General features: G+C 71.0%; 6 protein-coding genes and 1 pseudogene. 3 read left to right on the top strand and 4 right to left on the bottom strand.

The features are described from left to right. Window positions 1–456: 456 nt before the first annotated feature. The 3 genes from G3I65_RS02565 to G3I65_RS02555 all read right to left on the bottom strand — a co-directional run bounded on the left by G3I65_RS02565 (window position 457) and on the right by G3I65_RS02555 (window position 1,726). Window positions 457–774: a hypothetical protein gene (locus G3I65_RS02565; RefSeq protein ID WP_086862756.1), complete on the bottom strand. Its 318-nt coding sequence runs from the start codon at window positions 772–774 to the stop codon at window positions 457–459. Window positions 775–838: 64 nt separating this feature from the next. Beyond that, window positions 839–1,135, bottom strand: a complete 297-nt coding sequence (locus G3I65_RS02560; protein ID WP_125307399.1) for a chorismate mutase — start codon at window positions 1,133–1,135, stop codon at window positions 839–841. A gap of 165 nt (window positions 1,136–1,300) precedes the next feature. Then, entirely contained in the window at window positions 1,301–1,726 is a 426-nt protein-coding gene (locus G3I65_RS02555; protein ID WP_160694357.1) for a DUF1707 domain-containing protein, read from the bottom strand. Between the two features lie 234 nt (window positions 1,727–1,960). Here G3I65_RS02555 and pcrA point away from each other — a divergent pair, with 234 nt between their 5' ends. Next, complete coding sequence (pcrA, locus tag G3I65_RS02550; RefSeq protein WP_160694355.1) at window positions 1,961–4,375, top strand: DNA helicase PcrA; 2,415 nt, start codon at window positions 1,961–1,963, stop codon at window positions 4,373–4,375. Window positions 4,376–4,500: 125 nt separating this feature from the next. Next, entirely contained in the window at window positions 4,501–4,893 is a 393-nt protein-coding gene (locus G3I65_RS02545; protein ID WP_160694353.1) for a hypothetical protein, read from the top strand. 226 nt (window positions 4,894–5,119) lie between these two features. Here G3I65_RS02545 and G3I65_RS02540 read toward each other — a convergent pair whose 3' ends face one another. After that, window positions 5,120–5,800, bottom strand: coding sequence for a M23 family metallopeptidase (locus G3I65_RS02540; protein ID WP_160694351.1), 681 nt, complete (start codon window positions 5,798–5,800; stop codon window positions 5,120–5,122). A gap of 1,157 nt (window positions 5,801–6,957) precedes the next feature. Here G3I65_RS02540 and G3I65_RS02535 point away from each other — a divergent pair. Further along, window positions 6,958–7,181, top strand: a pseudogene (locus tag G3I65_RS02535) (hypothetical protein); the annotation flags it as partial.

The raw sequence follows: 7,181 nt of genomic DNA, 5'->3' as shown, positions 1-7,181 counted from the left end.
CGGTGCCGCACCGGGCGGTGCGGTGGCAGCGGCGGCGTCCAGTCGTCCGCGCCGCCGGGCCGGTGCCGTCCGGGGTGCGCGGGAGCGGCGCCGCGTCCGTGGAACTCCGTGCCGTAGCTCATGTCGGCTCGACCACCCGGCGGAGGAGTCCTGACGCCATCCGGCGGCCGAACGACCCGAAAGGAGCACCCTCACGCGCGGAATCGCGTTCGGAATCCTGCGCAGATGCACGCGCACGCGACAGCGGACGCGCGGGGCCAGTGCCCCCGCGCGTCCCACGGGCACCGCCCGACCCAGACGCAAGGGTCCTCACGACGTAAACCCTAAAAGCATCCGGTGTCGAAAGTCGCCCCCAAACCTGCAAGTTGCAGAGGTTTCACTCGGTCGGGCGCGACCGATCGGGCGAAGGTGACGCTATGCAGTTTCACGCAGCGCCATCAAGCCAGCTCAGGGGATTCAGCCTCCCGTGCGGTAGCGATCCCGGGTGGACTGCAGGGCCTTCGTGGCCACCACACCGCTACCGCCCGCGATCAGGATCGCCACGATGTCGAGCGGCGTTCCCCCGGCCGTGAGCAACCAGGCGAACAGCGAAGCCGCGGTGGTCCCGCCGGCGACGGCCCACCGGCTGCGGACGTACTGCCCGACCGGGGCGCCGCTGGCGCCGCGCTTGCCCGCCGCACTGTTCAGCAGCGCCAGATACCCCACATGGCCCAGCGCGGCCAGCACGCTCGCGAGCGCGACGATGACGGCGATGAGGTTCACGAGCCAGTCCATGACCCCAGTCTGCCCGTGCCCGGGCCACCGGTGCCTCCGGGAAGTCCCCGAATTCGGCCAACCGTTACCGGCCGAGCCTGCCCCGGCCGAGGTTCAGCAGCGCCATGGCGAGCTGGCGGCCGTCCGGCCCGAGTTCGCGGTAGCGCGCGAGCACGTCCATCTCGCGGTTGTAGACGATGCGCGTGCCACCGGCGGCCATCCGCGCGGCCCCGATCGTCTTGGACACCTCCACCCGGCGTTTCACCAGCCGGAGGATCTCCTTGTCCAGCCAGTCGATCTCTTCGCGGAGCGCCGAGATGTCCTCACCGGCGGTGGTGTGCTCGGCGGGCTGGCCGTCGGCGTTCGTCGCGTGTGCGTTCATCGGGACCTCTTCCTCGAATCCCGGACCGCCCGGCCCCAGGGACGGCAGCAGCCCCGGGTCCGAGGACTCCGGGGCTGGCGGTGATGGCGGTGGTGGCACTACGCGATCACGGGAGCCGGAGTCCGGGTCCCGTAAAAAAATCGCTCTGCGTGGTGCCGCACGCCTTCAGTATGACACAGCGGTACCGGACCGCTCCCGGAACGACCGCGCGCCCGCGTGGACGACGAGGCTCACGGTGAGCCAGAACATCGGGAAGGCGGGCCAGAAGAAGCCGGCGCCGAGCACCGCCCACCGCACGATCGCCAGCACCGAGAGCGCGACCACGACGGCGAGGTGCAAGCGCAGCGCGGGGTGCCGCCGCAGCGCGTCCCGGGTGAGCGGGAACCCCGCACGCGGCGGCGCGGGCCGCGGCAGATCGGTGGTGAGTTCGGCCAGTTCGTCGGTGAACCGCGCGGCGTAGACGCGGGCGAGGCGCTCTTCGACCTCTTCGAGGGTGAGCCGGCCTTCGGAGCCGGCGGTCTGGACGGTCTTGGCGACGCGCTCACGATCGGCGTCGGCGGCCCGGAGCCGGGCGGGGTTCGATGCGTTCATGTCCACCGATGCTCCGCGCGCGAAGCCGGCGGCGCGTCGGGCCGCAGGCGACACTCGCCACTACGCCCGGCGCGGTACCCGGTGACGTGAATGACTCATTCATGTCGCCTGACGACATGAATGAGTCATTCACGTCATTCGCGGGCGCCCACCCCGGGCCGCCCGCCGTTCGCCCGGCACGCCCGGCCCACGCTCTGCCGCCCTTCCACCCACCCGGGGTAGCGTGGACAGACGATGGACACCCTCTTCGATCTCCCCGCCGCGACCCCTGCGCGCAAGCCCGCCGCCGGCGGGCAGGCCGAGCTGCTCGACGACCTCAACCCCGCCCAGCGCGAAGCCGTCACCCACGCCGGTGGCCCGCTGCTGGTGGTGGCGGGCGCGGGATCGGGCAAGACCCGGGTGCTGACCCGCCGGATCGCCTACCTGCTCGGGCAACGCCGCGTGCACCCCGGCGAAATCATGGCGATCACGTTCACCAACAAGGCCGCCGCCGAGATGCGCGAGCGCGTCGCCGCGCTCGTCGGGCGCCGCGCGAACGCCATGTGGGTGTCGACGTTCCACTCGATGTGCGTGCGGATCCTGCGTCGTGAAGCCAAAACGCTCGGCATGTCGTCGAGCTTCTCCATCTACGACTCCGACGACACCAAGCGGCTGATCACCCTGGTGGCGCGCGACCTCGACATCGACCCGAAGCGGTACGCCGCGCGCACGCTCGCCGTGCACATCTCGAACCTGAAGAACGAGCTCACCGACCCGGAGACGGCGGCGGCGAACGCGGGCAACGACCTCGAGCGCCGCGTCGCCGAGGTCTACGCCGAGTACCAGCGGCGGCTCAACCAGGCCAACGCCTTCGACTTCGACGACCTCATCATGCGCACGGTCTCGCTGCTGCAGGCGTTCCCGGACGTCGCCGAGTACTACCGGCGCCGGTTCCGCCACGTGCTGGTCGACGAGTACCAGGACACGAACCACGCGCAGTACACGCTGGTCCGCGAGCTGGCCGGGACGGCGCCGAACGAAGCGGGCGTCGAGCCGGCCGAGCTGGTCGTGGTCGGTGACGCCGACCAGTCGATCTACGCCTTCCGCGGCGCGACGATCCGCAACATCGAGGAGTTCGAGCGGGACTTCCCGAACGCGCACACCATCCTGCTGGAGCAGAACTACCGTTCCACGCAGACGATCCTGTCCGCGGCCAACGCCGTGATCGAGCGCAACCCGAACCGCCGGGCGAAGCGGCTGTGGACGGATTCGGGCGACGGCGAGAAGATCGTCGGCTACGTCTCGGACAACGACCACGACGAAGCCGCGTTCGTGGCCGGGGAAATCGACTCCCTGGCGGAGAAGGGCGAAGCCGACTACTCCGACGTCGCCGTCTTCTACCGCACCAACAACCAGTCCCGCGTCTTCGAAGAGATCTTCATCCGGCTCGGCCTGCCGTACAAGGTCGTCGGCGGCGTGCGGTTCTACGAGCGGCGCGAAGTCCGCGACATGATCGCGTACCTGCGCGTGCTGGCGAACCCGGAGGACACGGTCAGCCTGCGGCGCGTGCTGAACGTGCCCAAGCGCGGCATCGGCGACCGCGCCGAAGCCGTCGTGGCGACGCACGCCGAGCGCGAGCGGATCTCGTTCGCGCAGGCGCTGCGGGACGCCACGGAAGACAAGATCCCCCTGCTGAACCCGCGCTCGGTCAAGGCGATCAAGGGGTTCGTCGCGCTGCTCGACGAACTGGGGCTGCTGGTCGAACAGGGCGCCGAGGTGCACGACGTCCTCGAGGCCGTGCTGGAGAAGACCGGCTACCGCATCGAACTCGAGGAATCCGAAGACCCGCAGGACCACACGCGCGTGGAGAACCTCGACGAGCTCGTGACGGTCGCGCGCGAATTCACCGAGATCACCGCCGAGGTGGCCGCGGACGAGAACGCCGAGCTCGTCGTGGAGCCCGGCGTGCCGGCACCGGGTTCGCTGCCCGCGTTCCTGGAGCGCGTTTCCCTGGTGGCGGACGCCGATTCGGTGCCTTCGCCGGACGGTGGCGAGGAAGGCGACGGCGGCGCGGGCGTGGTCACGCTGATGACCGTGCACACCGCGAAGGGCCTGGAGTACCCGGTGGTGTTCTGCACCGGGTGGGAGGACGGCGTTTTCCCGCACATGCGGGCGCTGGGCGACCCGACCGAACTGGCCGAGGAACGGCGGCTCGCGTACGTCGCGATCACGCGGGCGCGGAAGCGGCTGTACGTCTCGCGCGCGATCACGCGCTCGGCGTGGGGCCAGCCGTCGATGAACCCGGCTTCGCGGTTCCTCGACGAGCTGCCGCCGGACCTCGTCGACTGGCGGCGCCTGGAGCCCTCCAGCCCGGGCTTCGGCTTCGGCGGCGGCTCGCGGGGCACCCCGCGCGCGGCGACCACCTGGGGCGGCCGGCGGACTTCGTCGCCGTCGTCTTCGCCGGGCACGCCGTCGTTCGGCAAGGGCTGGAAGGACACGGTGGCGCTGAAACTGGACGTCGGCGACCGGGTCAGCCACGACAAGTACGGCCTCGGCACGGTGATCTCCTGCGACGGCGTCGGCCCCCGCGCGACGGCGACGATCGACTTCGGCGCGGCGGGCAAGGTCCGCCTGATGCTGATCGGCAGCGTCCCGATGGTGAAGCTCTAGCTCCAGCGCAACACGGACGAGTGAATCCGGCGGCGATCCCCGCGATCGCCGCCGGAATCGTCGTACCCACCCGGTACAACTGACCCCGTGATCGAACAAAGGTTCGACGGAGGGGGTAGTGTGGTGTGGACGCGGTGCTGTTTCACCTGCTGGCCGAAGGGGTACAGAAATACCTGCGGGGAGTCCTGCGGTCGACGGTTTCCGATCGGGGTCGGGAGCCTTCGGGGGCCTCAGGAACCACCCCGCGTGCGGGAGCGGAGGCGTGCCGGCTGGCTGCGGCCTGGCGAGCGCTGCTCAGGCAGCACGAGCTGGGCGCGGACGGGCACTGCGTCACCTGCGGCCGGGGACGCCGCTGGACGACCAGGGCCCGGAGCGCCGCGCGTGTCCGCTCCGCGGGGAGCGCCGGGGGAGCCACGCCCTGGGGCTGGCTGCCCGTGCGGCGGCCGGCGGAGCTGTGCTCGGTGTGGCAGGTCGCGGTGGCGTACTTCATCCGCCGTCTGCCGGGCGGGCAGCGCTAGCGCGTTTCGGGCGCTGAGGCGCCTGTGGAGGGTTTTTCTCGGCCTCGGCGAGGTTCCGGGTGTCCCGGTGGGTTCCGGCGTCGCTGCGGCGGTTTCCGCGTCCGGCGAGGTTCGGACCACGGCGCGGCTCGGCGTGTCGCCGGCGAAACTTGGCTCTACGACCGGGTTTCCCGTGGGCCCGGCAGTCGTGCCGCCGGGCCGGAGTGGTGCGGAGGGAGCAGGTGGCTCAGAGGACGATGCCGCGCGCGGCCAGCCAGGGCCGGGGGTCGATCTTCTTCGTGCCGTTCTGCCACACCTCGAAGTGCAGGTGCGGGCCGGTGCTCTGACCGCGGTTGCCGATCTCGGCGATCTGCTGGCCGCACTTGACCTTCTGCCCCTCCTTGACGGAGAAGCTGTTCATGTGGCCGTAGACCTGGATCGTGCCGTCGTCGAGCTGGACGCGCACCCAGAGGCCGAAGCCGCTGGCCGGGCCGGCCTCGATCACGGTGCCGTCGGAGGCGGCGTAGATCGGGGTGCCGATGGCGTTGGCGATGTCGATGCCGAGGTGGCTCGTGCCCCACCGGGCACCGAAGCCCGAGGTGAACGTCCCGTGGGCCGGGAGGCAGGTCTTGGGACGAGCGGCTTCTTCGGCGGCCTTCTTGGCGGCGTCGGCTTCACGCTGCTCACGCGCCTGAGTGACAGAGGCGGAGTCCGCGATCTTCGCGGCCTCGGCGGAAGCATCGACGGCGTGGCCGGTCGGCAGGAGCTCGGGGGCGCCCCCGGAGCCCGCACCTCCCGCGGTCAGCGACGCGCTGGCGTCCTGGCTGTTGGCCAGCGGCGTGACGGCCGCGTCGGAGTCCGTGACGGTCTTGAGGGTCTGTCCTGCAGCTGCGGCAGCGAACGCTCCGGCCGCGACAGCGGCGACCACGACCCGGCCACGAAGGGCCGAGGAGGGCGGGGCGATGCGGTGCGCACCCCGGACACGAACGACCGCACCTTCCAGTGCGTCCTTCAATGCCGGGGAAGGAGCTTGGCCGCCGGGGGAGCGGTGTGAAGCCAAGACAGGGCCTTCCATCGTCGGGGAGCCGGGTCGAGGACTGCGGGCGGGGGAACCCGGTGAGCCAACCTCGGGGGCGGTTCGCTCGGTGTCCTACTTCGTGACCTGACTGTAATGGGGACCCCGGGACAGTAACGAAGGGGTACCGCTGTCGGCAAGATCTGCCCTGGCGGTCGGCCAATCGAGTGGCGAGCGGGTGACGCTCACCTGTGGGAATTACCCAAAGTTAGAAGGGGTTTACTGCATTGGTTGTGACTTGCCTTACAGCTCTTGCGCCCGGTTCGAGGCAACCGCCGCCGGCGACGGCTTCGGAGGGCGGAATAAGGGTTTGCCAGGGGATGTTCAAGCATCTTCGACTCCCTTGAGTCGGTTGTGGACGCTCCCCGGCCGAGCGGGCCTCAATTTCGCGGCGCCCGAACTCGACCGCTCATCGACGTTGGAGAACCGCTCGCCGACTGAGTCCCCAAGATCGCGTTCGCGTGCCTGATTTGTCCCCTTGTGCACCGGTCTTCGGTCCTGATGGGTCCGCGAGGTCACGCCCCTGGGTCACGAGTGAGACGTCCGCACCCGAGATCCCGCGATATCTCCCGTCGGCTCGGCCAGCCGCTCCGCCTCGTCCCCTCCGGCACTCCTGTACGGCCTGACCATCCATCCGTGTCCGCCGCACCGCCCGGCAGGTCTCACCTCGCCTGGTCAGTGACCGCTCAACTCATCCCAGCCGTCCCGCCTCCGCCGCGCCGTCGGCCGGTCTGGCCTCGTCTGGTCAGTGACCGGCTCAAGTCACTCGAGCCGGTCCGTCGCCGCCTGCTCCGCGCCGTCGGCCGGTCTGGCCTCGTCTGGTCAGCGACCGACTCAAGCCATGCCAGCCGTTCCGTCACCGACCTCCCCGGGTCCGATCCGCCGCGCCCCTCCCGCACCGCCAACCCACCCCTGCCCACCGAACTTCCCGTCACCCCTCCCGGCCCGTTCGCCGACTCGCGCCCCGCCGACACCTCCCGCCCCGCCCAACCTTGCTAGCGTCGCCCGCAATGCCCCCACGCTCAGAACCCCCAGGCCGAAGCGCCCCCGGCTCCCCGGCTCGCCAGGCCCCTCCCGCCGGCGAGGAGGCCTGGGCCGAAGCCGACCGCCCCCAGACCGTCGCCATCGGCCTCGCCGCGGCCGGTGCCCTCGCGCTCGCCGCCGGGGCCATCGCCCACGTCTCCCCGGACGCCGGTCCCGGGTTCACCAGCTGGCCGTGGCTGGCCGTCCTCGC

Origin of the sequence: Amycolatopsis sp. SID8362, assembly GCF_010550475.1 — a bacterium.
Classification (GTDB): Bacteria; Actinomycetota; Actinomycetes; order Mycobacteriales; family Pseudonocardiaceae; genus Amycolatopsis; species Amycolatopsis eburnea.
Note: the sequence above shows the minus strand (reverse complement) of the source record. Positions and strands in the feature narration are given on the sequence as shown.

Coding starts and splice junctions, on each gene's coding strand:
- G3I65_RS02565 (WP_086862756.1), bottom strand. CDS start 774: ATGGACTGGCTCGTGAACCTCATCGCCGTCATCGTCGCGCTCGCGAGC.
- G3I65_RS02560 (WP_125307399.1), bottom strand. CDS start 1,135: ATGAACGCACACGCGACGAACGCCGACGGCCAGCCCGCCGAGCACACC.
- G3I65_RS02555 (WP_160694357.1), bottom strand. CDS start 1,726: ATGAACGCATCGAACCCCGCCCGGCTCCGGGCCGCCGACGCCGATCGT.
- pcrA (WP_160694355.1), top strand. CDS start 1,961: ATGGACACCCTCTTCGATCTCCCCGCCGCGACCCCTGCGCGCAAGCCC.